The following is a 21,533-nucleotide window of genomic DNA, read 5'->3' on the forward strand; positions in this document are numbered from 1 at the left end:
AGCTTATACTACATTTCCACTCTAATCGCAAAATACGTCCCTTGAAGGATCTCTCAAGAAATTGAACAATTCCTTAATCTGCTTCTCGGTGTTTCTGTCGATCGAGAGCTCCGGCAAATGATACTCATCAAAAAATCCAACCTCCGACGTTTCCACACCTTCCTGCGGTTTGCCGCCAATGAGCTCACATAGAATAAAGAACTTGTAGATATAAAAAGGGGACGGCGGATGATCGTGAAACTTCTTATCATATACGCCAAGCAGGCGGACAGCCTTTACTTCATATCCGGATTCTTCTCGTACTTCCTTAACAACGACCTCTTTGGGAGACAGACCGATATCCGCCCAGCCGCCAGGGAGCGCCCATGCACCATCGATCTTTTCTTTCACCATTAGAATCTTGTTGTCCTGAAAAACAACCGCTCGAATGTCCACCTTCGGTGTTGCATATCCTGTCTCGCTCGCGAATAGATCCCGGATTTGATCGACTTCCACATCCACATATTCTCTCATGATTTCAATGCTGAGTGCTCTGAGCTGCTCAAAACGTTCTAAATCATATACGTCCTTCGAATAGGCAAGACCCGTTTGACTAATGGCCTGAATCTGCTGTGCCCATGCGAGCCACTTAAGCTGTTCCATTTACGCATCCCCTTTTAATATGGACTAGATCACTACATCAAGCCCTTGCTATGAAGCCTTGTGGTTAATCCCTTATCTTCTCTCGCCTGCTGGATCGTATGAGTAATAAAATCCGATTTCCCTTCGGTATAGGCCACACGGTCATATGTATGCACTGCTTGCAGCTTCTTCTTGAGCCGATCATATTCCTGCTTGACTTCTTCATGGGATTTCAGATACTCGCGAAACAGCAACTGGTTGCTCCAATGTGTACCCTTGAACTTGTACACGTGCAAATGATGAGTCCCAGCTCTCCATTTTCCTTTTCGAAAAAAGAGCCTCTCTGGAAATTCGGGCTTATGCACATATTCATATCCGATCTCTGCCAAATGCTCAATAACCGCCTCGTTCACCAGACTCAGCTCCTCCACTCCGGCCATCATATCAATGGTGGGTTTTGAATCCAGACTAGGGACAGAGGTGCTGCCAATATGTTCTATAAAGACTGGAAGACCTCCAAAGCTATCTAGTATTTCCTTCTGTTCATGCTCGTAATCCTGCTTCCACTCCGCGTTGTATGGAGTAATAATGACTTGTTCCATGAGTGGTTCCTGTTCCTTTCATCGTACGTATGTATTCAGCCAGGGATCGACCATTTCTCCTATAGTGGATATTGAAGAAGGATTTGCTCGCTCTTCAGCTCTTCTTGAAAAAGATAATTATGGTCTGCGCCAATGACACATAGTATTTTTTGGTGTGGGTTCGCCTTGATCGCATTCTTAGCTCGCTGAATCATAATCTGATTCCTTACTACCCATCTAAAATTCATTGCTGTCGGATTAATTTCATACATCCATTCATATTTCTGCTTCGTTATTTGATCAAATTCAGTGGAGTTAAATGGAATATGGCCATATGACCAAGTATCCATTTGCCTCTTAAACCATTCATCATCCTGCTTCTCCAGCTCTCGCCGTCTCTCTTCCGGAAAAGGCATAAAAGGATCGAAATCATTCCATACATCCAGCTCAAACCAGTCAATGGGGACGAACTCAACGGCTTGCTCCTCACAATATGGAAAGATCAGCTCCCAGTATTCGCTCGCAGGCTCGCCCCAATAGCCCCTATCCTGCTTGTTATTCAAGTACTTCTGCCAACTGTCAGGATGAACTTCACCACATATCAGGTCAGGCTTAAAGCGATGGATCACTTCTCGGTACAGATCAAGAGAACAATGATACTGCTCTCTTAAGCTCTCATTATGAATCGTTCCCAGAATTCCAACAACGGGTTTCATGAAACAAACATCCCCTTTAGTTCAATATTTAAATATTTTCTATTCAAGAAATCCCAGGAGTAATAGCACGGTATATCAATTCCATCTGTCCTCAGAGGGATGAAGTTTGGTATACTGAATGACAACTATACATTATTAGACTTACTGAAAGAGGTTGGACACATGGAAAAAGCAACATTTGCAGGCGGATGCTTCTGGTGCATGGTGACTCCATTTGAGGAGCTGCCCGGCATCCACGGTATCGTATCAGGTTACACAGGGGGCTCTGTAGAGAATCCTACATATGAACAGGTCAAAACCGGAACGACAGGTCACTATGAAGTCGTTGAAATTACGTTCGATCCAGAGCTATTTCCATACGAGAAGCTATTGGAGTTATATTGGCCACAAATTGATCCGACTGACGAAGGCGGGCAATTCCATGATCGCGGCAGTCAGTATAAGACAGCTGTTTTTTATCATAATGAGCATCAGAAGGAGCTTGCTCTGGCTTCCAAAAAAGAGGTGGCAGAAAGCGGGCGTTTTGATAAACCGATTGTCACCGAGATCCTGCCAGCCGCAACTTTCTATCCTGCTGAAGAATATCATCAGGACTACCATAAGAAGAATCAAAAGCATTACAAGGAAGACCGTGAGAAATCAGGACGCGATGAGTTTATCGCGGAAAATTGGAAGTAGAAGCTCGCTGATATTATAAAGTTTAAAAAGAGCCAGACTGTGTAAAGCCGAGGGAATTTCGCTTTTACAGGTCTCGGCTCTTTTTTAAGGTCTGTTTTATAAACTTATATCCTCGGTGAGATACTTGTTTAGTTTAAATATGCTCCTGACCCTCTTCACCGTGTCTTTTCCTTTCAATAGATCGCTCCCTCTGCTGAGCAGCAGCCATCTGAGCGTGGCAATCGCTTCAAACAGATCCAGCTCTTTATCCGCATAAGCGGTTTCCGATAAACATGCGGCCCGATAAACGGATGCATTCCTGTCTCCCGCATAAATCCGCATAACAATGACAGACCAAGCGATATCATATCTCGCATCCCCCAGCTGCCCATTCGTCCAATCGATGATCTTGTACTGCCCTTCCAGCTCCAAAATGTTGCCAAGGTTAAAATCACCATGAATCACACAGTGATGATTCAGATCTGCAAGCTCAAGCAGCGGTATTAGAAGGCGCTTAATATCCTCATGCTGATCAATCGCCGGATAAAAATAGGACATGAAATCATACTTCGGCAATAAGTCACTATACTCCATCTCTACCGGCAGCTTATGTAAATCGGTCAGCATTTTGGCAAGCTCTCGGACAACCGCTGCACCCAACCGGGTAACAGGTGCTCCATCATAAGGAGTGAGCAGAACCTGATTGCCGTTCAGATCATAGCCCCAGCCTAGCGGCCTCGACACAGGCAATCCATGACTGTGCAGAAGCTCAAGCAGCTTGTATTGACGCCGGATATCCGGTCTGGAATCCCGGTTCCATATTTTGAGCACGAGGCTGTCATCCTCTTCATCCGGCACAATCTGGAAGACTTCGGCTTCTAGACCCGCTTCTAACGGGGTCATCACTGGAGAACTGCTTGGCTTACACAGCACATCGACCAGGTCATTTTTTTCCTCCCAGCGAATATCAAATAGTAAATTACTCATGGCAACACTCCATTCTCTAATTTATCTGTGTTGTAATCTCTCAAGTGCATACACTGCTGCGCCGATCATTCCCGCTCTTCCACCAAGCCGGGCTTGTTCAATCCTGCAGGTCTCTCTTGATAATTTTAACGCATGACGATGAACCGTTTCTCTCACGGTCCCCAGCAGCCGTTCTCCTGCCGCCGACATACCGCCTCCAACAATGACAATCTCCGGGTTGAACAAATTAATGACGTTAGCTAAACCGAACCCGAGAATCTCACCTGTCTCATGCATTACTTCCCTGGCAGTCTGATCGCCCAGATCGTAAGCATCTGAGATCATCTTGGCTGTAATCTCGGTATAATCCCCCTGCACCCAATCCTGAATAATACTCTGCTGACCCGGGGCAAGCTTCTCAAGCAGCGTATTTACCATTCCGACAGCCGATGCATATCTGCCAAGGCATCCCGAACTGCCGCATCTGCAAGGACGTCCTTCTCTATACATATTCATATGTCCAATCTCACCCGCACTGGAGGTCGTGCCATAGAGGACTTTTCCATCGGAGACAATCCCGGATCCAAGGCCTGTTCCCAGCGTAATTAGAAAGATGTTCTGGTAACCTGCACCTGCCCCATGACGCCATTCTCCATATAGATTTACACGTACATCATTATCAATATAGACAGGGAAATTGAAATACTCCTTCATATGTTCCACAACAGGGATGTCCTCCCAATCTGGAAAATTCGGCGAAAAAATAGAGAACCCTGCTTGAGGATCCAGCAGTCCCGGAATTCCCATTCCCATAACCGCGATATCCGTCTGCGGCAAATTCACGGAAGCGAGCATTTTTTGTACAGTTTCTGCGATATTGGATAATACATAGGCTGGGCCTTTTGCAGCTTCCGTCGCCACACTCAGCTCTATTAATGTCTCAAATTGTTTTGTGTAAATAGCTGCTTTCGTATTAGTTCCACCTAGATCGACACCGATAATATATTTGCTCATTTGTCTGCTCCTACGTACATAAGTATTTTTCACCTATAAAAAAGAAGTCCTTACGGACCCCTGTTTGTATAAACTTCATTATTTTCTATAAACTTTAAATCCAAAATAACATAATAGAGAAATAATGGATATCCCCGTCAAAATCTCTACGTACTCATCCTTAGAGCTTGTTGGAGAAATTTCAAATAGGAAAAGGAAGGTAAATCCCGCTCCATCAGTCGGTCCGTTTAACAACAAAACACTTAGGATCATGGAGAACCCAAACACAAAAAGAGACAGCTTAGACCCATACTGCTCATCTTCCGATTTGAAAATAAAGATTAGAGAAAAGATAAAGCAAATAAATAATAATACCAGCAACATGCCATCACCTGCTTCTATTAAGTCTACTTGTCTATATAATCGTTCACCTGACACAGCCATACCATATGTGCTGAGCCTGCCCCCCAGTAATCCTCTACAACAACATACGGCTTGCCGAATTTTCGCAGCCACTTCTGCTGTGCCAGCTTATAGCCGCTGTCCAGACAGAACTGATCGACTCCCTGTTCATTCAGCAGTATCAGCAGCGCCTTGATCAATGCCGAGCCTATACCCTGCCCCTGAAGACTAGGAAGTACATATAAACTGCCCAACTCACCCACATGATCCAGTGCATGCCCTGTGCATGCTTTAATATCCTCTCCACAAGGCGAATACGAGATAGTACCCACGACCGTATTATCCTGCATCGCAACAAGAAAAAGGGTATCTTCAGCATCGGATTGAAGCGCCCTCTGTAGAAGCTTCTTCTTAAGTTCAATTTCCTCGCGAAGATCTTCCTCCAGATGGGCGATGCCTTCTTTTTCAAACGTATCCGGTATGGTCTTCTCAAAAACAAAATTAACCTTCTCGACATCCACCGAAGCCACCGATATTACTTGTACATTGCTCAAGAGATTGCTCCCTTCCTCCACGACTTTCGATTATGCGAACTGTTAAACCCTGCTTAATTTCTCAACCGCCTGCTCCTCATTGTCCAGGAAAAAGATATGTCTGCCCTTATTGCTCTCATATATAAAATCCTTTAGGCTCTTGCTCTCATATATTGAAAAATCCCCCACGATCGCGATCGCCGTCTGATAGTTTACAAATTTCTGCATGATCTCACCGGCCAGCTTCGTCTTCAGATCAAAGAACGGCTCTGCAATAGCTGATTTATTCAGCACAATTCGGCTGGAACCCGTCTCATACTTCACTGTTGCCATAAGATCCAAGGCAGATTGAACATCTTCGATCAATAAGCTCTGATCACGTACAACAGCAATCTCAACTCCATTGCGATGAACAGTCGATACCTCCATCACTATTCCTCCTGACTTCAATAGGACGAACTCCTATATACTGAAAGACAAGCAGCATGCTTAACCCCGCATCCTCATTAAACACGGTTTATTCATTTTCCACAACCGATACCCTTCAAGCATTTAAGCTAGCCGGTTAATAGACGAACCTGCGTTGTGCCCAATAGCTGAACACAAAGATGGACGCCTCCGTCATCACCTTCGCTGCGAGCAGAGGGATAATTAATTTTTCATTGTAAAAGTAAAGCAGTCCATAATTCAGCAGCAATATAAGCAGGACAAGTGCAAAGTACTTGGGAAGGGATTGATAAATTCTCTTTGCATGGGCTCCCGTAAACACATATCTTCGATTCATTGAATAGTTGAACACAGAGCTGCACAGCCTTGCGGCGACCACCGATAGCAGCAGACTGCTGCTAAAGTAATGAACGATGAACAATAATGCAAAATCGAGAAGCGCAGACAACATCGACGAAGTGCTGAACAGCAGAATCGGATAATAGATCCGCAGCGAATCAGCAACAGGGCGAAAGTGAGATGACTTATTCTCATCCAAATAAACTGTATCTATATATTCCTCAATTACAGGATAACCTGCTTTGTTAGCGGTCAGCAGCATGTTCATCTCATATTCGAATCGTTCGCCGGGGATGTCAGAGAGCCAGCTCAGCATAGATAATGGGAATCCCCTTAGTCCCGTCTGCGTATCGTACACTTTATTTCCCGTCGTCAATGCAAAAACCGATCTCGTTACCGTGTTGCCGAAACGGCTTCGGAGAGGGACCCTGCCGCTGAAGCGGCGGCTGCCGAGCACAATGCCCGGTGCGTTCTGCTTCTGTACTGCCTCATATATTCGCTGTATATCATGCGGAAGATGCTGACCGTCACTGTCAGCCGTAATGATGGGACCAGGGAGTCCGTTTTTTTGAATATGCTCAAAACCTGTTTTTAATGCGCGTCCTTTGCCAAGATTAGATTCATGGGTGAGGATGGTACAACGCAGAGATTTTACCAATGCAAAAATCTTGCTGTATGCCGGGCCGCTGCCATCGTCGATAACGACAATCGGTCCCAGTTCGCAGCGATGAAGCTGAATAATCAATTCAAGCAGACGGTTATCCGGTTCATAGGCAGGAATTAGAATGGTCATCTCATTCTCCCTCCGCTACATACAGGATATCGCTGACACCGCGTTCCTCATTTTTACCTTGAGGATTGTTCACGACCCTGCCCATGAATACCATTGTTGAGGAGCCGCCGCCATCCAGATTATAAGCCTCTGTTGCACCGAGGTTATCCATCAGCTCTGCAAGCTCGTCCAGCGTCATTCCGCGACTGTAGCCTTCTTTTCTCCCATCCACCACGACAAAAACATAATGATTCGGTTCAATCATACCGATCGCGGTTCGCGGGTTCGCCGCCTGAATGGATCGATTACCGAAATTATTGTCAATCTTAACATGACTGAAATCTCCGGCAATTTCACCGTCCTGGATGAGAATCGGTCCAAAGGACAGCGTGTGAACTGCCCCGTCGGCCAGCAGCTCAGAGGAAGAAACTTCTGTCTCGTTATATGTCTGCATGGACCCATCCGTAAACAGTGCCATAGCATCTCTCACCGGAGCATCCCGATATAGCGTTCCATTTCGGATAATGACTCCGTCGCTCCGGAATCCATAATAGTCTCCGTTGATCGCAAAGATCGCATTTTTGCTTGAAGCGATACTTGAGGTATTCTCGATAATATTCGTTCCAAAGCTGTCATTCGCGAATGCCGTGCGTAGTATCTCCGCATTTTTAAGTACGACGTCAGCTACATAGTAAGTAATCTGATCCGCACCCGATCCGGTTTGTACCTGCTCGATCTGAATCTGAATATCATCACTCGTATAGTTCCAGTCATCATACTTGGCAGTAGTACTGGTGGATGCAGCGGTGTCGGCAGGCTCGGTTCCTACTGTTTCAGCTGTTTGATTGGAATCTACGATCTCATCCGTGATAACAACCTCGACATGTTCAATGAGATAGCGATTGGCAAGCCCATATAATATAGCTCCCACGATAATCAGGATAATTAAAGAGATAATCAACCCTTTTCTTTTCCGTATTCGACCTTGCTTCAGATAAGCTTTCATAAGAAGTCCCCTTTACATATGTTCTAAGGCAGAGTATATAAAGGGTTGCTTAAATGAATCTGAAACAAGATGAAGATCTAAGTTCCCATCTTATCGTAGTAACTACACTTCGATTTTTGGAGACTGTATAAAAAAGATGGTCTTTCTCTCTTAATAGAGAAAAACCATCTAAATATTTCCTATCGTCTAAGCTTTTTTGCCCAAATATAAGGCAACCCTATGATCCTTTTGGATTGTACCGCCTGCTCGGTCAACGGACTCCTGGATTCGGTGGAACAGTTCATCTTTAACTGACTTCGGAAGCTGCCTGTGCTTGGAGTTTGTATTAAGTAAGGATACATAATCTGAGCTGGTGAGTGTCTGTATTTCCTTATACTCTTTTACAAGCAGATTGTTAAAAAGCCCCGACTTGTCAGTAATCCTTCTTCTATCTTCAATGATTTCCTCAGGAGAAGGAAGAGCAGCGTCATTCAAATGAGGAGCAAGGTCACGGTAGTGAAGACGAATCTCCTGATGGAGGTCATCATACATCGGAACGTGTACCGTCCAGAAGAATGCCATTGAACCTGTAGGTTTAAGCAGCTCCCACACTCTCCGATATCCAAATTCAGGCGCAATAAAATGAAAAGCCGTTCCCGATATCGCGAGGTCAAAAGGTGAACCTTCTCCATTCCAATCTTCAAATGCGGTATGAATTACTTTTACCGAAGGATACCCTTTGAATTTCTCTGCAGTAAACTGCGCCAATTGATCACCAAGCTCAACACATGTGATATCCGTAAAACCTTTAGCCACGAAGCCTCCGGTCGCCTGTCCAGTCCCGCAGCCAATTTCGAGGATCTTTTGGCCTTGTTTCAGGCTGGAATAATCAGCAATGTCATTGAACATTTCCTTTGGATAAGCTGGTCTAAACCTCTCATATTCACTAACGATATAATTGAAGGTTTCTTTATTCTCCATACTGCTTCGCCTCCAGCCTGATCTAACTATTTAACTATACATAGCTTGATATCGGTCGAGGTCATTGGTTGCTCTTTTTCATTTCGTTATTATCATTGATTACAATGGCAGCTGCCGAAACGATATGCTTTGGTGGGTTCATCACTCTGCTCCTTCTTTGTTTATTATCTTACCTATGTATGGCTGGCTGAGAAACGTGTTTAATAATCCTCTTTGAATGGTCTCCAACCGATCTTTTGACTCCATAAATTTGCTTTCATTAAAATGTCCCATACGATTTCCGATTTTCCTTCTACATAATTTCCCCGTTGATCTCTGTATAGATTTGCGAGTTCATATTTGACCTCAGCATACTTCATTTTTGCATCTTCATGCTCTCTCAAATAATCTCTAAACAGTAAATTTAGCTGTTCTGACCAACTTCCAACTTGTCGTACATGAATATGTGTTCTTCTCATTCCTTTTTTTTCTCTAAAATATCTCTTGGTCGAATCAAATTCATAATACCTTTGGTTGCTTATGAAATTGATTCAGTTAAATCAGGATTGTCTTTACGATATTCATATCCAATCTCTTGAAGTCCAGAAATGACTTCCTCGATATTGTCCAAGTCCGACACTGAAATTTGTACATCAATAATAGGCTTGGCTGCTAATCCCACTACAGCTGTGGAGCCTATATGATCAATCCTATGTATGCTACTTCCCAATTCACTTACGATCTGACATCGAATTTCGTTATACAATTTAGGCCAGCTATGATTTTAAGGCTCTATGATTACGGGGTCTTTCATCCTGAGATCACCATCTTGGAATTTAGATTATATTCACTTTTGCAACCATTGTTATCGATGTGTCTACTTTGCCTACCTTCTCAAAGTAATATCGTTGATAGAGTCTCATCGCTGCCTCATTATTTGGATCTACACTTAATGAGATTCTTTCAATGTTCCTCATCTTGGCTTCTTTAAAGAGTTCATACATCAAAGCGCTTCCAATTCCGAGTCCTCTGTATTCTTCTATAATCGCCATTCCTAGCTCCGGTATGTCATGATCGACGTATCCAAATCCTTTATTACTTTCATTAAAATACCGAGCTGTTATTGATCCAACTGACTTGCCTTCTTTATTGATTGCAATAAAGCCAAAATCTCCATCCCGTCCCCAGCCTTCTACATACTTTGAAATGAACGGATCATGGATAATTTCTTTGCTAAACGGCACCTGCCCTTCTGGAACATACAGCGATTCGTATAGCATATCCCATAAGAAACCAATGTCCCCTGCTTCAATAGGTCTGATACTATAATTCATCGCTCGTTACCACCTTCACCTATATCAAAGTTTTTAAAATGGTTTGTTCCCTCTTTACTGTTGTTGTAAAAAACTCCTGTTTAATATCCTTCAGCAATGCTTCCTGTAGTCGATCTCTTCCGATCGCATCCAACCGTTGTTGAACCTTGCTGACATGCTCTACATCAGACTTAATCTTGCTCTCAATTTCATCATATTGTTCTAACGAATCATATTCCCACATAGCAAAGATTTCACTAGTATCTTCATTCAATGTTGTTTGCCATCTTCCAATGAGTCTTACTCCGTACTTCAGCTGGGTTGGTAATAAGACCTCGTTAAATAGAATCAATTTCATAATGAATCAACTTGGAGTATTATGAAATTGATTCTAAAGAATTAAACTCATCTACAATTGAACTAGCGACAATGTAAGTCTTCCTCCGATAGATCATTTTCACACCTACTTTGATCGATTTATTTAGATGCCGTTTTGGAACTAAATTTCATAATCTATGATCTTATTTGTTTTCGTGTAATATATTAGTCCTTCTACTTCTTTCATTACTCTTTGAGTACCTTGCCGACTCTCCCACCAGTTCGTGGGTCTCGTACTGTTATCTTGAGCAGGACATAATGAGTACTCAGTGTGCTCCGGCATATAGGTCTTCAATGTTAAGTAGCAACGTCTGATATGGTAAAAAGTAGTGACTATGAGTATTCTTCTAATATTATGGATTCCAAAATACTCATCGAGTAATTCCTTGGATTTCAAGACATTATCTATCGTGTTCTTGGACTGAGTCTCAACTATAATATCTTGCTCGGGCACTCCGAGTTCAACCGCTTTATTTTTCATAGATATAGCCTCGGGCTCCACGAGTGCTCCTCCAGACATTAATATCTTGGCGAACGTCCAGATTTATATAATTCAACTGCGTGTGGAACTCGATATTTATTGGCTGACAGGCTACCAAATACAAAAATAAGATCACCCGGCTTGCCATCATCTTCAATTCCATTGAAAAGAATGCGGGTTAGCAAATCTTTATTATCCATCGAAATACGATCCACAGACATATCAGATATTTTCATTCTCGTGTCCTTTCGTATGTTTTTAAAATCTTTGGTATAACGTTGTCGAACTTATCAGGAAATAAATTCGCTATCAAAATCTTATGATGAGATGATGAACTTAAGATGCGTCAGGCCGCGCTGCGTGTTGATAATACGCTCAGAAATTTATTTCTTCTTTAGTTTGAAGTCGAAAATGTTTGAATTGGCCCTTCCCAATCTTCCTCCCTTACTTCTTCGTAATTCCCGTTTGTATATCTTTCAATTGTCTTCCTCCAAAACGCCTGCGCCGGTGTGTTTGCTTCAATTTCAGCTACTTTCCAGATCCCCCTAAAATCATCAAAAATTTTATGGGCTGCAGTCTCACCTACTCTTGATTTTCTGTACTTTTTCATTACGAAAAATTCTGCCATCGAGTATGTCATCTTATTTGATTCGTCCTCAACCAATGATCTTACGAGAGCGAAACCTGCTAGTTTATCTTCCACCATAATGAAAAAGGGATATCTGCCATCCTCTGTCCAATAATGATCTAAGAATTTATATTCGTATAATCCGTTTGAATTTATATCATCCTCGGGATCGAACTCGCTGAAATCATATTTGTATAGCTCAAGAAGATTGCGTAGTATAGATTTTTGTTCATATTTAACCTTTTGAATTGAGATCATGGTTGTTCTCCTCAGTAAAACTTATTCATACTTCACATGCATTTATGTATCTGCCGGTTCATTTCTTACTGTTAATTTCATTGCTACAAAATCTACTTTTTCGTCTCCTACTCGACTTTTGAACCCTTGTGATTTTACAAATCCAACCCGTTCATAAACTTTAATTGCGCGCTCATTAAATGCAGCGACTACGAGTTGAATGCTAGATATTTGATATTTCTCTGTAATAAACCTGATAGAACTATCCACGTAATCAACACCATTGCCCATACCAGTGCGTGAAGGAGCTAATCCCAGGCCAAGGTCAACACACTTATCATCATTGTAAATCCCTACTTCATAACCTCCTGATACACGGGCTGATTCTCCAATACAAATAAATCCAAACAGCTCATTATCACTATTTAATACGTAGTAATATTCACCATTCATTAACTCAGAGATCGTTTCCTCGGTGCCATCCATGTTATAGAACGAGTAGGATTCTTCATATGTCCATCCAGCAATTGACACAGCGTATTCTTCTGTCATTGAATAATAACGAAACGGTAGCATATCTATTATTTGCTCCCTCTTAAAGTGTGTTCATACTTGTTCTCGACAAACGAGTATTCGATTCTTCTTACATCCAACGTAGATTTATGAGTCAATCCGCTTAATTACCACTCTTGCGATCCAACAGCGTTCTTTGTATATTCAAATAAAGACCAAGTGCTCTAACACTTGGTCAACATATTTGGCATGATTGGGTGATCCCTGTTTAGCCATTTACGACATTGAGACCACCTTAAGCGGCCGGCCTTATTAATGATAGCAAGTATGATTTCCTTCTGGAATATTTTCTAAGTGATCCCCTCTTCTTCTTGAAGAGCTTTCAATAGAGATTGTCTTAATCGATTCATTGAAATTGTACCTCACTCAAAATTTCATCCTTCATGTATGGTTTTAATGCCTTTACTGTAACAAGATCCACTGATTTATTAAAAATAGTCTCCAAATAATCTTTGAGCTCTATAAATTCGAATCCGACGGGTCGTGTAAATTCAACTAATATATCAATGTCACTGGATTCAGAATGCTCATCTCGCGCATATGATCCAAACACTCCAATCTTACTCACATGATATTCTCGATTTAAAAACTCTTTCTGCTCTTTGAGTATTCTTTTAACTTCTTCTCGCATCATCAACATCACCTCAATGAAATAAGAATTTATCTCCATTATATCCTAAATGATTCAATACGGTTCTGCAAAAAGATTTCACCTGCTGTACTTATATCAGCGAAGGCAGGCAAGAGACTTAAAAAACATACAGACCAGATACAATCCACTCAGCCTTGCAAGATTTCAGACATCTTCTTCTGGTAACCTAGAGTATAGAACCGCAGGAGATACAAGGTTAGCTGATAGAATCAACATTTATTGAAAGTACCTGAACCATAATTCTTAATGGTTTTATCTAATGTCTCATTGCTTTTCTCATTCCAAATAAAACTCATTTCAAAGGTGCCTTGTTCGAAGAACAAAGGAAATCTTCGTTTAAACCAATCCTGTATAGGCAGCTTTGGTACATCTTCAATCTCTACCCAACGTAATTCCCCTTCAGGAGGATGATCCAGCAGATTACCCTCAAATGAAGTCGCCAGATAATTAAATACCATATATCTCAAGCCTTTATCCGGTTCGCAGAATTCATCGAGGCCTTTATAAATAATGTCCTTAACGATTAATCCTGTCTCTTCACGTACTTCACGAATCGCACCATTAACTATACTCTCTGGAAAATCCACCTTTCCTCCGGGAGCTATGTATCCTGGAAATCCAAGCTTATCGGGTCTATTTATTAATAGGACCTTCGATCCGTCCTGTATCATACACATCGTGTATATTTTATGAGTTACTTCAGATACCAACCTGTTCACTCCTCTCTCTATATTCACTTTCTAAAATAGAAAATAAATAGGAGTCATGAAATTCACCTTTAGCCCATATATGCTCCCTTAAGTGACCTTCCATTTTCATTCCAATTTTTCGTAATACTTTCTCCGATCCAATATTCCTTGGACGACAAGTTGCATAGACTCTATGTATATTGAAATTTTCAAATGCTAGTTTCAGTAATGCGTTGGATGCTTCACTAGCATAGCCGCTGCCCCAATACTCAGAATTAAAACAGTAACCAATCTCCGCATTTTTCTCTCTGATATAAATTCCGCAGCCACCTATTAATTGTTTTGTTTCTTTTAGAATGACAGCAAATTCAAAATCTGTTCGATCATTAGATTGTTGCAATACAATCTGTTGACTTACATATGACTTCGTCTCATCTTCATTATTAGGCCCCCAAAGCGTATATTCCGTTACTTTAGGGCAGGATGCATACTTATGTACATCAATCCAATCTTCTATGATGAAATCACGAATCATTAATCTTGAGGTCTCCATGTGCATTATGAATTCTCCTCTATATATGTATTATTTGCTTAGGGTATTAAAACATGGTCCATATCAATGCGTATCATCTGATCAATTTAATTAAATATATCTAATAGGGTTGGGATAAAACTCCCTGTACCCGTACCTACCTCTAGAACATTACCGGCTCTATGCGAAGCAAGCTTGTTTTTTAGTCTCATTATTAACCTCACTTAGGTTTAAATGTTTAGCTCGACTTTCATATGATGTTTGTGCATAATTAGCACATAAGTTTGTTTATTACATTTTTATACATATCTTTTTGTTTGACACTTGAATATCGCAGGAGGGTTTTCCATTGAAAAAAACGTTCGCTTTTTTGCTGGTATCCACTCTTTTTGTTGGATCCGTTAGTTCTGCCGCTGCCAAACCTGAGGTGATTACTTACAAGAACTGCACTGAGTTAAACAAAGTCTATAAAGGCGGGGTAGCCAAATCTGCTTCTGTTAAGAACAAAGGCGGGAAAACTAAATATAAGCCCTACGTATCCAAAGAATTATATGAAGCGAACAAGAAAAGCGATCGAGACAAAGATTTTATTGCATGTGAAAAATAATACCGCAGGACCTTCTCTATCGAAGGTCCTTTACTATCAATATATCAACTCGCAATCATGATGCTCCCAGACATCAAATAAATTACCGTCAATATCTTCTATTACAAAGAATTTCCCATACTGTCCTTCATCACTAATATTTCCGACTTTAACATCCTCTGATTTTAAATAGTTATGTAATGATAGGATGTCATTCGTGAAAAAAGTGATGACCCATCTTTTTTGATTGCGCACTTCAAACATGGCTCGTGTATTATTTTCGCTCTGAATCAAGTCTAGTATTGGTCTGTTATCCCTAAAAAGACTTAAAAATCCTTCTCTCCGATTTCTAATATTAAAACCAAAATGTTTAACGAACCAATTTGCTGATTTTTCTAAATCTTTAACAGGGATCACATTGTAGGCAATGCCTAGGATTTTTCCAACCTCCATAGCCAGAACTACCTCCGATTCGTTCTATAGCTCTTATAGCTCTCTAACAAACATATCTTCTTGTTGCTCACATAATTTCTTGAATTTGTTTCATGTGTTGTTCGTCATGTTGTACAAATATTTTTGTATAAGATTCAACAGTGTATGCTCGCTTTCCCTTACCAATTGCAAACCGTAACTCAGGACTTAGATTCCGTAAAGATTCTACTAATTCACGTCTTGTATCTCTAAAATCTTGCATTAATGATTCAGAATTCTCACCTGCCGATCATCTTATCCAATGTTTCACCATTTATTGTTGCATCAACCTTCGCAATAAAATCTACAAACTTTTTTAAGATCTGAGACATCCCGTCATCACCTCTCCAAATAAATCGGACGAATATTTATTACTCTATTTTTCCAAGATTACTAAAGAGCAAGGAGCATTCATTTGGCTTCCACTCATTCCACATTGACTAACAACTTTCCAGCCTTCGGATAGCATTTGATTCAACTCTTCTAGATTATTTTTCTTTTCTGTTAAGAAATAAAACGACAATGGCTTTTTGCAAGATCGATCACCCTTTCTCACTCATTTACTTACTTCATTATGCTTGATTGTATAACTATCTAATATTCCATACTTTCAAGTAATTTCCTTTAATTTCTAGGACATAACTTGACACTGTATAACAAAAAAAACCGCATTCAGCGGCTGGTAATGTTTTGAAATAACGATCTTGTACGTAACTTTGGAATCAATCATCTTTCGTGTAACCTATCCCATTCCTTCCAAGACATGATTTCTAGATCAGGTCTCGGCTCGTCATCTAACATAGCAATAAATTCGACGGAGTGACCATCCGGATCATCAAAGTAGATTGAAACAGCGGCCATAAACGGGAATACCATTAAATCATCTGAACGATCGCCATAGAAATTAGTGGATTCGATTCCAAGGTCATTTAAATAATCCATTGCATTGATGATATCCTCTAGTTCAACTCTAAAAGCAAAATGCTGACGCTGTATGTCTCTAGTAGGATAATTTTCTCTGATACCAAGCATAGACTCTCCAGGTTTGCCAACCCAGTAAAACTTCGACTTTCGATTCCGATCTTCATGAAGTGGAGTTATGTTTAGCAATCTCTCATAAAATTCTGCAGAAATCTCATAGTTACTCACATTTAAATGTGTTTCGAATAATCCTTTAATCATTTCCGTATTTACTTTCATGCTGATTTACTTTTAATGCCATACTAACTGACCCTTTCTTATCTTTGCTGCATATATTATTTGCCCTGTATGGTAATGAATCTCTCTTAACATTGCGATCATTAGGTTAAGAACAGTTGTTTGATTATTTACTTGGCTATATGTGAGAGGCGGACGATTGATAAAGGGTAGAGATAACAACAATTCTTGATTCTCATTGAGGTGTTCGAGATATTGGATGATGATATCAAATGCTTCCTTTATCATTATGTAAGCCTGTTCTTTAGTCATTATTAGTCCACGTTCAAATTCCTTCTCTCTATCCCTTGAATCAGGTATATTATAAAGGATTGTTTCAATTCGCGAGTGAACACAACCTCGAATATGAGCAACCAGATTAGCAATACTATTACTTTCCGCATTCGGTGACCACGTAATATCTTCATCTGACAGTTGTTCGATGACTTGAAGGGTCCATTTCCTTTCAGACTGAAATTTGACTAACATACTTTCAATTACTTCGGATGCCATATCCATTAGAACACCCCTTCATAATAAATACTAACGTTCCTGTAGCCACGCACTGTGAATTGAATACCGATTAGACAATGGATATCCCCTTCTGGTTCTCTTAACTCAAGTTCTTATTCAGAAACACCAATCTATCTATCTCCGTAAATCCATTCTTTTTATAAAAAACTTCAGCTGGTATTCCTCGATCCGTTAACAACGTTACGTTACTTATCTCATCTGACTCAAGCTTTTCTATTAGGAATCTCATAAGAGCTGATCCTACACCGGTTTTCTGCTTCTGCACACTGACACACATTTCGTTTATGAAAAACTCTTTTCCACTCCACCAATGCTTAGAAGTACCAAAGATAAAACCAATCATTTCTTCCCCATCTACAGCAACAACGCCTGTGAATCCAGGGGTATTCGTGAAATCTATCAAATATCGATAAGCAGTGTCTGTTGACCATTCATCATTCCACGGGTCTTGATTAAAAACATTTATAAAAGTATCTACACATTGTAAGATGTCATTTCCATCAAATAATCTAAGTTCTAGTTCCATAACTCAATCCACTCTTTTCATAGATTTATTATGTTCTTTGATATAGCCTCATTAATCACTCAGTGTTCCCCATATGACTGATATTGCAGGTTTCGTCTTTAATAGTAGTGTTCTTACACCTTGTTCTTCATCAAAATAGAAGTTCATAAATTCCATTCCAGACCGTTTTTCAATGTCTATTCCCTTAATATTCTCTAAAGTTAGATCGACTAAAGAGGCTGTACCTTGTTTCCATACGACCCTGCTCCAGCGATGACTAGGTTCGATCTCAAAGTATAATTCCCCATTGGGTCTACATAATTTATATGTATTGTTGTTATAAAAAAATGGTACTTCTTCATCAAGTTTTGTTGGTTCTGATTCAAAGAGTTCCATTAGTTCATGTTCTTGAGGAAAAGGCTCCATTATTTTATTCTCCTGTTCTTTTTCCACTCTAATAATCACAAATCTCTTTAATCTTCCATTGATATATTCGTAATCTCTTAATTCTCCTTCAGGTTTAAACCCTAATTTCTCAGGAATAGCACGACTCTTCGTATTAGCGGTAGCTACACCAATTTCAATTTTGTTAAGTTTAAGTTCAAGAAATGCATGATTTATTAGTAATTTAACAGAGTGGGTTTCTGTGTATGTTAGTTAACTTCTACTAACGTCAACTTTAGCTATATATTTCTTTGCTTCTAATATGATTTGCTTCCTTACTTCTACTTCATTTGGTTTATGATACTGATCATCATACTTAATTCGGTCAAGGTCTTCATCAATGTTCACCCAAGTTATCAAATCTTCTGGGTAATCCAGTTCAGAAACAACTTTAAATATATCCCATACAATATCATTAGTATTCCTTGAATTACTTATTATTTCCTTACAAAGGTAATACAAATATGTTCTAGCACACTCCTCATAAACAGGAATACTAATTCCTAATTCAAATAAAAATTTGTTGAAATAATCTTCGAAACTAAACAAACTTTCATTAGAATCCATTGATAAGATCTTGTATAAAGTTATTGAATCAATATCAGCTACTGCTAAAGAATTAGCCCACTTCAAATAGTCTGTAGTTGTTACCCTATTTTTATATCTTTTATAGTAAAGAAGGTTTGTTTCTTTAGTGAGTATATCTGTCATTTAATGACCCACCTCATAACTTTGGGATATTCCATTCATCAATCATTTACTTAGTTCTTTGATTAGGTACATCAGCAGATCATCATCAACATTCACTTGATGTTCAGGCTTAACTTCAATATTCTTATATACAACCTCTGCCATCCATTACATATCCGCGCTTGTTATACATAATTTGAGCGTTCCCGTAATCTTTATATAGTCCTACTCCTAGACCAATAGATTTGGATTTCTTTGATGCTATTCTTTCAAACTCATCAAACATCACACTTGCGATTCCCTTTCTCCTAAACTCCTGAAAAACATTGAGGTCATTTATCTCCGGTATGTTTTCTCGTTTAAAATATGAATAGTCCGATTCGAACAATAAGTGGCAGCAACCGGCCAAGGTATCTTCATAGTAGGCTAGTAATGTAACTCTTTTTCCTTCCAAATTCTCTTCTAAACAATTAAAAAAATAATCATTCGAGGTATACCATGGATATCTCTTTGAGAATTCTATGTCCAATAAGGATACCTCTTCATCATTTGAAAGTTTTCTAATTGATATTGGATTTGTCATCTTTAGTCCCCTTTCTCTCGATTTATAGAAGGGCTGGTACCGAATGGATGAATATGGTTTAGATTCGATATCACTTCTGGCATTGCATCCATAAAATATATTATTAACTCTCTCATCTTCTCTTCAAAATCTTCACTATCGGGTGCACCAATGTTTATAGCTGTACTCTGGTCTTTATATACTTCATTGAATAGATAAATGTCTTTATTATATTCATTCTTTATAAATTCCTTATGTAGTTCACTCATACCAATGATTATGTCATATTTAAGAAATGCTTCATTATCGAATTGTGTTCTTTTAAACTCAGATGTATCGATATTCATGCTATTCATTATTTTAAAATGAAGATCCGAATATTTACTAATATCACTATTTGCTCTTATTCCTGCAGATGCCACTTGTACATCCGAGATAAGATTCTTCCTCAGATAATCCTTACAGATAAACTCAGCTATTATGCTGCGAGTATAATTGTCTGTACATAAAAACAAAATTTTCATTGGATCGATCCACTTCCTTTCCATTCAATTGCTTCTTTCGGTCCGCAGCATAGTTAGTTTGTTATACACCGGCTCTCTTGAGCTAACCCTATATCCTTACGGATTCAACCTCATGTTTGTATAGTATGCATTGAATCCGATCTCTTCCCAAAACCTTCTGCCCCTCGGGTTAACTTCGATATTGCCTACTGATATAATACTGTCTTATATAGTAGGTTTTATTCTCCCTATTATTTATGTCCTCTCTTTCCTGGTATAAGGCATACCCTACTGCTGATCGCCTAGTTGAGCAGGAATGATACTCAGAGTTTCCATGTTTTGATCCATCATTTCCTTGAACTTAGCAATTGTTTTTTCAGTAACATGATCTGTCCAATATGATATGCATTATGAATACTTAGATTAGATACCACTCCCCACCATGGAGCATTATAATATGATGGGATTACAGATATAAGTTTTGAATCTGTGCTTTCCTCAAGTGCCCTATTCCAGCGATAAAAGACGTTTTCTAGTCTCTGAAGGGTCTTCTTCCACTCAAGATCATCTATAGAATGTGGATCAACATAAAACGTATCATCATTATTTAATGAGCTTTCCAACTCAAAATGTCCGGCGTTATATCGTTCAAGCCATTTCTCATTCCAGAAAATAAGGTGATTCACGATCGACCAGATTGATGATTTACTTTCCGTCTCCCAAGCAGCTTGTGCTCCATTTAAGTCTATTAGGATCTCATGTAGAGGAATAAACCAGCTCTTATCGTTATAACAAGCGTTTAATTGATCTAATAGAATAGATTTATAATTCATACCTTTCTACGCCTCCTTTATTCCAATTCTGAATCAGACGAGTATAGCCTTCCAGGTCTGTGAGTTGAATTAACTTCACTCTCTGCTCCCCCTTGCAAATCAGGCAATACTATCAATTTTTAGGAGTAGGGACTGCTGGATTATGTTCCTCAAAGAAAACCGATAAATATTTAATAGCTTGGTCGGTATTACCATAATACTCATTTATATATGGTCTAACACTCAATCTACGTTCTTCTTCAATTTTAATCTTCTCATTGTTAAGTTGAATCTTTGTCAACTTATTTGCTTCTTCTTGTACTGTTACCTGGTCTCTAACCCCCTTCATACTTAAATAAATGCTAAAGTAGGTAATTCCCCCTCCGATAATTGCCCCATAAAATCCAATCCAATCGTTTGAAGTTGTGATATTCACAATTTTGACTGATACAATAAGTCCAACAATAAAAGGTGAAAAAATAATACCGATCCAAATGTACCGAAGTAATTTTTCTTGTTGTTTATTCATTAATCTTATCTCCTGAGAATGCTCATATTTTGTATCACTTTGCTAGTTTCGGAGGTTTCGTATAACGTTCTTGTATTTACGACGTCCCTCCACCTTAAGCCTGAAGGGCGGCCGCGATGCGGTTAGGTGGAGGGATGTGTCCGGCTGAATTCGCTTCCCTGCTGCTGAAATGCTCATCCCCGAATCGGCTTCTAACTCCAGCCGGACCGAGGGACGAATGTCCCGATGCGTGAATATGGTGTTAT

At 39.8% G+C, this 21,533-nt stretch carries 33 protein-coding genes and 1 pseudogene; 2 read left to right on the plus strand and 32 right to left on the minus strand.

Annotation, left to right across the window (positions count from 1 at the left end; translation table 11 throughout):
- Positions 1–21: 21 nt before the first annotated feature.
- From ACFQ3J_RS12860 to ACFQ3J_RS12870, 3 genes are read right to left on the minus strand one after another with little or no spacing between them, the layout of a single operon-like run.
- On the minus strand, positions 22–642 hold the full coding sequence (locus ACFQ3J_RS12860; RefSeq protein ID WP_251581996.1) for an NUDIX hydrolase: 621 nt from the start codon (positions 640–642) through the stop codon (positions 22–24).
- Between the two features lie 32 nt (positions 643–674).
- Positions 675–1,223, minus strand: a complete 549-nt coding sequence (locus tag ACFQ3J_RS12865) for a GrpB family protein (RefSeq protein ID WP_251581998.1) — start codon at positions 1,221–1,223, stop codon at positions 675–677.
- A gap of 59 nt (positions 1,224–1,282) precedes the next feature.
- Positions 1,283–1,918: a hypothetical protein gene (locus tag ACFQ3J_RS12870; protein WP_251581999.1), complete on the minus strand. Its 636-nt coding sequence runs from the start codon at positions 1,916–1,918 to the stop codon at positions 1,283–1,285.
- Between the two features lie 162 nt (positions 1,919–2,080).
- On the opposite strand from ACFQ3J_RS12870, the gene msrA reads away from it, so the two are divergent.
- Positions 2,081–2,596, plus strand: a complete 516-nt coding sequence (gene msrA, locus ACFQ3J_RS12875) for a peptide-methionine (S)-S-oxide reductase MsrA (RefSeq protein WP_251582000.1) — start codon at positions 2,081–2,083, stop codon at positions 2,594–2,596.
- A 96-nt stretch (positions 2,597–2,692) separates the two neighbouring features.
- On the opposite strand, the gene ACFQ3J_RS12880 is transcribed toward msrA, so the two are convergent.
- The 18 genes from ACFQ3J_RS12880 to ACFQ3J_RS12965 form a co-directional block, all read right to left on the minus strand.
- Positions 2,693–3,562, minus strand: a complete 870-nt coding sequence (locus tag ACFQ3J_RS12880; RefSeq protein WP_251582001.1) for a phosphotransferase family protein — start codon at positions 3,560–3,562, stop codon at positions 2,693–2,695.
- 21 nt (positions 3,563–3,583) lie between these two features.
- Complete coding sequence (locus ACFQ3J_RS12885; RefSeq protein ID WP_251582002.1) at positions 3,584–4,555, minus strand: ROK family protein; 972 nt, start codon at positions 4,553–4,555, stop codon at positions 3,584–3,586.
- A gap of 386 nt (positions 4,556–4,941) precedes the next feature.
- Entirely contained in the window at positions 4,942–5,490 is a 549-nt protein-coding gene (locus tag ACFQ3J_RS12890; RefSeq protein WP_251582003.1) for a GNAT family N-acetyltransferase, read from the minus strand.
- 42 nt (positions 5,491–5,532) lie between these two features.
- Positions 5,533–5,898 (minus strand): DUF4180 domain-containing protein, encoded by a 366-nt coding sequence (locus tag ACFQ3J_RS12895; RefSeq protein ID WP_091154095.1) that lies wholly within the window; start codon positions 5,896–5,898, stop codon positions 5,533–5,535.
- A gap of 136 nt (positions 5,899–6,034) precedes the next feature.
- Positions 6,035–7,048 (minus strand): bifunctional glycosyltransferase family 2/GtrA family protein, encoded by a 1,014-nt coding sequence (locus ACFQ3J_RS12900; protein ID WP_251582004.1) that lies wholly within the window; start codon positions 7,046–7,048, stop codon positions 6,035–6,037.
- A 1-nt stretch (position 7,049) separates the two neighbouring features.
- A complete protein-coding gene (locus ACFQ3J_RS12905; RefSeq protein WP_251582005.1) occupies positions 7,050–8,033 on the minus strand; it encodes a phosphodiester glycosidase family protein in 984 nt (327 codons plus the stop codon).
- Positions 8,034–8,219: 186 nt separating this feature from the next.
- On the minus strand, positions 8,220–8,993 hold the full coding sequence (locus tag ACFQ3J_RS12910) for a class I SAM-dependent methyltransferase (protein WP_251582006.1): 774 nt from the start codon (positions 8,991–8,993) through the stop codon (positions 8,220–8,222).
- 200 nt (positions 8,994–9,193) lie between these two features.
- Positions 9,194–9,451 carry a GrpB family protein gene (locus ACFQ3J_RS12915; protein ID WP_251582008.1) on the minus strand — a complete coding sequence of 86 codons (258 nt, stop codon included), beginning with the start codon at positions 9,449–9,451 and terminating at the stop codon, positions 9,194–9,196.
- 59 nt (positions 9,452–9,510) lie between these two features.
- A complete protein-coding gene (locus tag ACFQ3J_RS12920) occupies positions 9,511–9,738 on the minus strand; it encodes a GrpB family protein (RefSeq protein WP_311286241.1) in 228 nt (75 codons plus the stop codon).
- A 70-nt stretch (positions 9,739–9,808) separates the two neighbouring features.
- Positions 9,809–10,306: a GNAT family N-acetyltransferase gene (locus tag ACFQ3J_RS12925; protein ID WP_251582010.1), complete on the minus strand. Its 498-nt coding sequence runs from the start codon at positions 10,304–10,306 to the stop codon at positions 9,809–9,811.
- A 19-nt stretch (positions 10,307–10,325) separates the two neighbouring features.
- Complete coding sequence (locus tag ACFQ3J_RS12930) at positions 10,326–10,643, minus strand: NIPSNAP family protein (protein WP_251582012.1); 318 nt, start codon at positions 10,641–10,643, stop codon at positions 10,326–10,328.
- Positions 10,644–10,784: 141 nt separating this feature from the next.
- Positions 10,785–11,183 (minus strand): YdcF family protein, encoded by a 399-nt coding sequence (locus tag ACFQ3J_RS12935; RefSeq protein WP_379292947.1) that lies wholly within the window; start codon positions 11,181–11,183, stop codon positions 10,785–10,787.
- Positions 11,183–11,380, minus strand: a complete 198-nt coding sequence (locus ACFQ3J_RS12940; RefSeq protein ID WP_251582014.1) for a hypothetical protein — start codon at positions 11,378–11,380, stop codon at positions 11,183–11,185. The genes ACFQ3J_RS12935 and ACFQ3J_RS12940 overlap by 1 nt, the downstream gene beginning before the upstream one ends.
- A gap of 158 nt (positions 11,381–11,538) precedes the next feature.
- A complete protein-coding gene (locus ACFQ3J_RS12945) occupies positions 11,539–12,030 on the minus strand; it encodes a GNAT family N-acetyltransferase (protein ID WP_251582016.1) in 492 nt (163 codons plus the stop codon).
- A 42-nt stretch (positions 12,031–12,072) separates the two neighbouring features.
- A complete protein-coding gene (locus tag ACFQ3J_RS12950) occupies positions 12,073–12,585 on the minus strand; it encodes a GNAT family N-acetyltransferase (protein ID WP_251582018.1) in 513 nt (170 codons plus the stop codon).
- A gap of 343 nt (positions 12,586–12,928) precedes the next feature.
- A complete protein-coding gene (locus ACFQ3J_RS12955; protein ID WP_251582020.1) occupies positions 12,929–13,216 on the minus strand; it encodes a nucleotidyltransferase family protein in 288 nt (95 codons plus the stop codon).
- Between the two features lie 227 nt (positions 13,217–13,443).
- Positions 13,444–13,911: an 8-oxo-dGTP diphosphatase gene (locus tag ACFQ3J_RS12960; protein WP_251582729.1), complete on the minus strand. Its 468-nt coding sequence runs from the start codon at positions 13,909–13,911 to the stop codon at positions 13,444–13,446.
- A 22-nt stretch (positions 13,912–13,933) separates the two neighbouring features.
- A complete protein-coding gene (locus tag ACFQ3J_RS12965) occupies positions 13,934–14,482 on the minus strand; it encodes a GNAT family N-acetyltransferase (protein ID WP_251582021.1) in 549 nt (182 codons plus the stop codon).
- A 322-nt stretch (positions 14,483–14,804) separates the two neighbouring features.
- On the opposite strand from ACFQ3J_RS12965, the gene ACFQ3J_RS12970 reads away from it, so the two are divergent.
- Positions 14,805–15,062: an excalibur calcium-binding domain-containing protein gene (locus tag ACFQ3J_RS12970; protein ID WP_379292951.1), complete on the plus strand. Its 258-nt coding sequence runs from the start codon at positions 14,805–14,807 to the stop codon at positions 15,060–15,062.
- A gap of 36 nt (positions 15,063–15,098) precedes the next feature.
- Here ACFQ3J_RS12970 and ACFQ3J_RS12975 read toward each other — a convergent pair whose 3' ends face one another.
- From ACFQ3J_RS12975 to ACFQ3J_RS13025, 11 genes and pseudogenes are all read right to left on the minus strand, one after another.
- Complete coding sequence (locus tag ACFQ3J_RS12975) at positions 15,099–15,494, minus strand: VOC family protein (RefSeq protein WP_251582022.1); 396 nt, start codon at positions 15,492–15,494, stop codon at positions 15,099–15,101.
- A gap of 744 nt (positions 15,495–16,238) precedes the next feature.
- Positions 16,239–16,712 (minus strand): VOC family protein, encoded by a 474-nt coding sequence (locus ACFQ3J_RS12980; protein ID WP_251582023.1) that lies wholly within the window; start codon positions 16,710–16,712, stop codon positions 16,239–16,241.
- A 12-nt stretch (positions 16,713–16,724) separates the two neighbouring features.
- Complete coding sequence (locus tag ACFQ3J_RS12985; protein WP_251582024.1) at positions 16,725–17,228, minus strand: DinB family protein; 504 nt, start codon at positions 17,226–17,228, stop codon at positions 16,725–16,727.
- Between the two features lie 94 nt (positions 17,229–17,322).
- Entirely contained in the window at positions 17,323–17,769 is a 447-nt protein-coding gene (locus ACFQ3J_RS12990; RefSeq protein ID WP_251582025.1) for a GNAT family N-acetyltransferase, read from the minus strand.
- A gap of 51 nt (positions 17,770–17,820) precedes the next feature.
- Positions 17,821–18,213 (minus strand): hypothetical protein, encoded by a 393-nt coding sequence (locus tag ACFQ3J_RS12995; RefSeq protein ID WP_251582026.1) that lies wholly within the window; start codon positions 18,211–18,213, stop codon positions 17,821–17,823.
- A 66-nt stretch (positions 18,214–18,279) separates the two neighbouring features.
- A pseudogene (locus ACFQ3J_RS13000) lies at positions 18,280–18,375 on the minus strand (GNAT family N-acetyltransferase); the annotation flags it as partial.
- 30 nt (positions 18,376–18,405) lie between these two features.
- Positions 18,406–18,903, minus strand: a complete 498-nt coding sequence (locus tag ACFQ3J_RS13005) for a hypothetical protein (protein ID WP_251582027.1) — start codon at positions 18,901–18,903, stop codon at positions 18,406–18,408.
- Positions 18,904–19,027: 124 nt separating this feature from the next.
- Positions 19,028–19,465, minus strand: a complete 438-nt coding sequence (locus tag ACFQ3J_RS13010; RefSeq protein ID WP_251582028.1) for a GNAT family N-acetyltransferase — start codon at positions 19,463–19,465, stop codon at positions 19,028–19,030.
- Positions 19,466–19,467: 2 nt separating this feature from the next.
- Positions 19,468–19,992, minus strand: a complete 525-nt coding sequence (locus ACFQ3J_RS13015; protein ID WP_251582030.1) for a low molecular weight phosphatase family protein — start codon at positions 19,990–19,992, stop codon at positions 19,468–19,470.
- A 302-nt stretch (positions 19,993–20,294) separates the two neighbouring features.
- Positions 20,295–20,780 (minus strand): DinB family protein, encoded by a 486-nt coding sequence (locus tag ACFQ3J_RS13020; RefSeq protein WP_251582031.1) that lies wholly within the window; start codon positions 20,778–20,780, stop codon positions 20,295–20,297.
- A gap of 112 nt (positions 20,781–20,892) precedes the next feature.
- The gene (locus tag ACFQ3J_RS13025; RefSeq protein ID WP_251582032.1) at positions 20,893–21,288 is read right to left on the minus strand and encodes a hypothetical protein; all 396 of its coding nucleotides are present in this window, start codon (positions 21,286–21,288) and stop codon (positions 20,893–20,895) included.
- Positions 21,289–21,533 lie beyond the last annotated feature (245 nt).

The organism is Paenibacillus provencensis, from assembly GCF_042678545.1.
GTDB lineage: Bacteria > Bacillota > Bacilli > Paenibacillales > Paenibacillaceae > Paenibacillus > Paenibacillus provencensis.

What these genes read in the sequence shown, in the direction of transcription:
- ACFQ3J_RS13025 (WP_251582032.1), bottom strand. Translation starts at nt 21,288, where the DNA reads ATGAATAAACAACAAGAAAAATTACTTCGGTACATTTGGATCGGTATT.
- ACFQ3J_RS12950 (WP_251582018.1), bottom strand. Translation starts at nt 12,585, where the DNA reads ATGCTACCGTTTCGTTATTATTCAATGACAGAAGAATACGCTGTGTCA.
- ACFQ3J_RS12985 (WP_251582024.1), bottom strand. Translation starts at nt 17,228, where the DNA reads ATGGATATGGCATCCGAAGTAATTGAAAGTATGTTAGTCAAATTTCAG.
- ACFQ3J_RS12870 (WP_251581999.1), bottom strand. Translation starts at nt 1,918, where the DNA reads ATGAAACCCGTTGTTGGAATTCTGGGAACGATTCATAATGAGAGCTTA.
- ACFQ3J_RS12930 (WP_251582012.1), bottom strand. Translation starts at nt 10,643, where the DNA reads ATGAAATTGATTCTATTTAACGAGGTCTTATTACCAACCCAGCTGAAG.
- ACFQ3J_RS12980 (WP_251582023.1), bottom strand. Translation starts at nt 16,712, where the DNA reads ATGAAAGTAAATACGGAAATGATTAAAGGATTATTCGAAACACATTTA.
- ACFQ3J_RS12965 (WP_251582021.1), bottom strand. Translation starts at nt 14,482, where the DNA reads ATGCACATGGAGACCTCAAGATTAATGATTCGTGATTTCATCATAGAA.
- ACFQ3J_RS12905 (WP_251582005.1), bottom strand. Translation starts at nt 8,033, where the DNA reads ATGAAAGCTTATCTGAAGCAAGGTCGAATACGGAAAAGAAAAGGGTTG.
- ACFQ3J_RS12945 (WP_251582016.1), bottom strand. Translation starts at nt 12,030, where the DNA reads ATGATCTCAATTCAAAAGGTTAAATATGAACAAAAATCTATACTACGC.
- msrA (WP_251582000.1), top strand. Translation starts at nt 2,081, where the DNA reads ATGGAAAAAGCAACATTTGCAGGCGGATGCTTCTGGTGCATGGTGACT.
- ACFQ3J_RS12895 (WP_091154095.1), bottom strand. Translation starts at nt 5,898, where the DNA reads ATGGAGGTATCGACTGTTCATCGCAATGGAGTTGAGATTGCTGTTGTA.
- ACFQ3J_RS13010 (WP_251582028.1), bottom strand. Translation starts at nt 19,465, where the DNA reads ATGACAAATCCAATATCAATTAGAAAACTTTCAAATGATGAAGAGGTA.
- ACFQ3J_RS12880 (WP_251582001.1), bottom strand. Translation starts at nt 3,562, where the DNA reads ATGAGTAATTTACTATTTGATATTCGCTGGGAGGAAAAAAATGACCTG.
- ACFQ3J_RS12955 (WP_251582020.1), bottom strand. Translation starts at nt 13,216, where the DNA reads ATGATGCGAGAAGAAGTTAAAAGAATACTCAAAGAGCAGAAAGAGTTT.
- ACFQ3J_RS12940 (WP_251582014.1), bottom strand. Translation starts at nt 11,380, where the DNA reads ATGAAAATATCTGATATGTCTGTGGATCGTATTTCGATGGATAATAAA.
- ACFQ3J_RS12960 (WP_251582729.1), bottom strand. Translation starts at nt 13,911, where the DNA reads ATGTGTATGATACAGGACGGATCGAAGGTCCTATTAATAAATAGACCC.
- ACFQ3J_RS12915 (WP_251582008.1), bottom strand. Translation starts at nt 9,451, where the DNA reads ATGAGAAGAACACATATTCATGTACGACAAGTTGGAAGTTGGTCAGAA.
- ACFQ3J_RS12990 (WP_251582025.1), bottom strand. Translation starts at nt 17,769, where the DNA reads ATGGAACTAGAACTTAGATTATTTGATGGAAATGACATCTTACAATGT.
- ACFQ3J_RS12900 (WP_251582004.1), bottom strand. Translation starts at nt 7,048, where the DNA reads ATGACCATTCTAATTCCTGCCTATGAACCGGATAACCGTCTGCTTGAA.
- ACFQ3J_RS12925 (WP_251582010.1), bottom strand. Translation starts at nt 10,306, where the DNA reads ATGAATTATAGTATCAGACCTATTGAAGCAGGGGACATTGGTTTCTTA.
- ACFQ3J_RS12910 (WP_251582006.1), bottom strand. Translation starts at nt 8,993, where the DNA reads ATGGAGAATAAAGAAACCTTCAATTATATCGTTAGTGAATATGAGAGG.
- ACFQ3J_RS12975 (WP_251582022.1), bottom strand. Translation starts at nt 15,494, where the DNA reads ATGGAGGTTGGAAAAATCCTAGGCATTGCCTACAATGTGATCCCTGTT.
- ACFQ3J_RS12885 (WP_251582002.1), bottom strand. Translation starts at nt 4,555, where the DNA reads ATGAGCAAATATATTATCGGTGTCGATCTAGGTGGAACTAATACGAAA.
- ACFQ3J_RS12860 (WP_251581996.1), bottom strand. Translation starts at nt 642, where the DNA reads ATGGAACAGCTTAAGTGGCTCGCATGGGCACAGCAGATTCAGGCCATT.
- ACFQ3J_RS13020 (WP_251582031.1), bottom strand. Translation starts at nt 20,780, where the DNA reads ATGAATTATAAATCTATTCTATTAGATCAATTAAACGCTTGTTATAAC.
- ACFQ3J_RS12865 (WP_251581998.1), bottom strand. Translation starts at nt 1,223, where the DNA reads ATGGAACAAGTCATTATTACTCCATACAACGCGGAGTGGAAGCAGGAT.
- ACFQ3J_RS13015 (WP_251582030.1), bottom strand. Translation starts at nt 19,992, where the DNA reads ATGGAAAGGAAGTGGATCGATCCAATGAAAATTTTGTTTTTATGTACA.
- ACFQ3J_RS13005 (WP_251582027.1), bottom strand. Translation starts at nt 18,903, where the DNA reads ATGACAGATATACTCACTAAAGAAACAAACCTTCTTTACTATAAAAGA.
- ACFQ3J_RS12935 (WP_379292947.1), bottom strand. Translation starts at nt 11,183, where the DNA reads ATGTCTGGAGGAGCACTCGTGGAGCCCGAGGCTATATCTATGAAAAAT.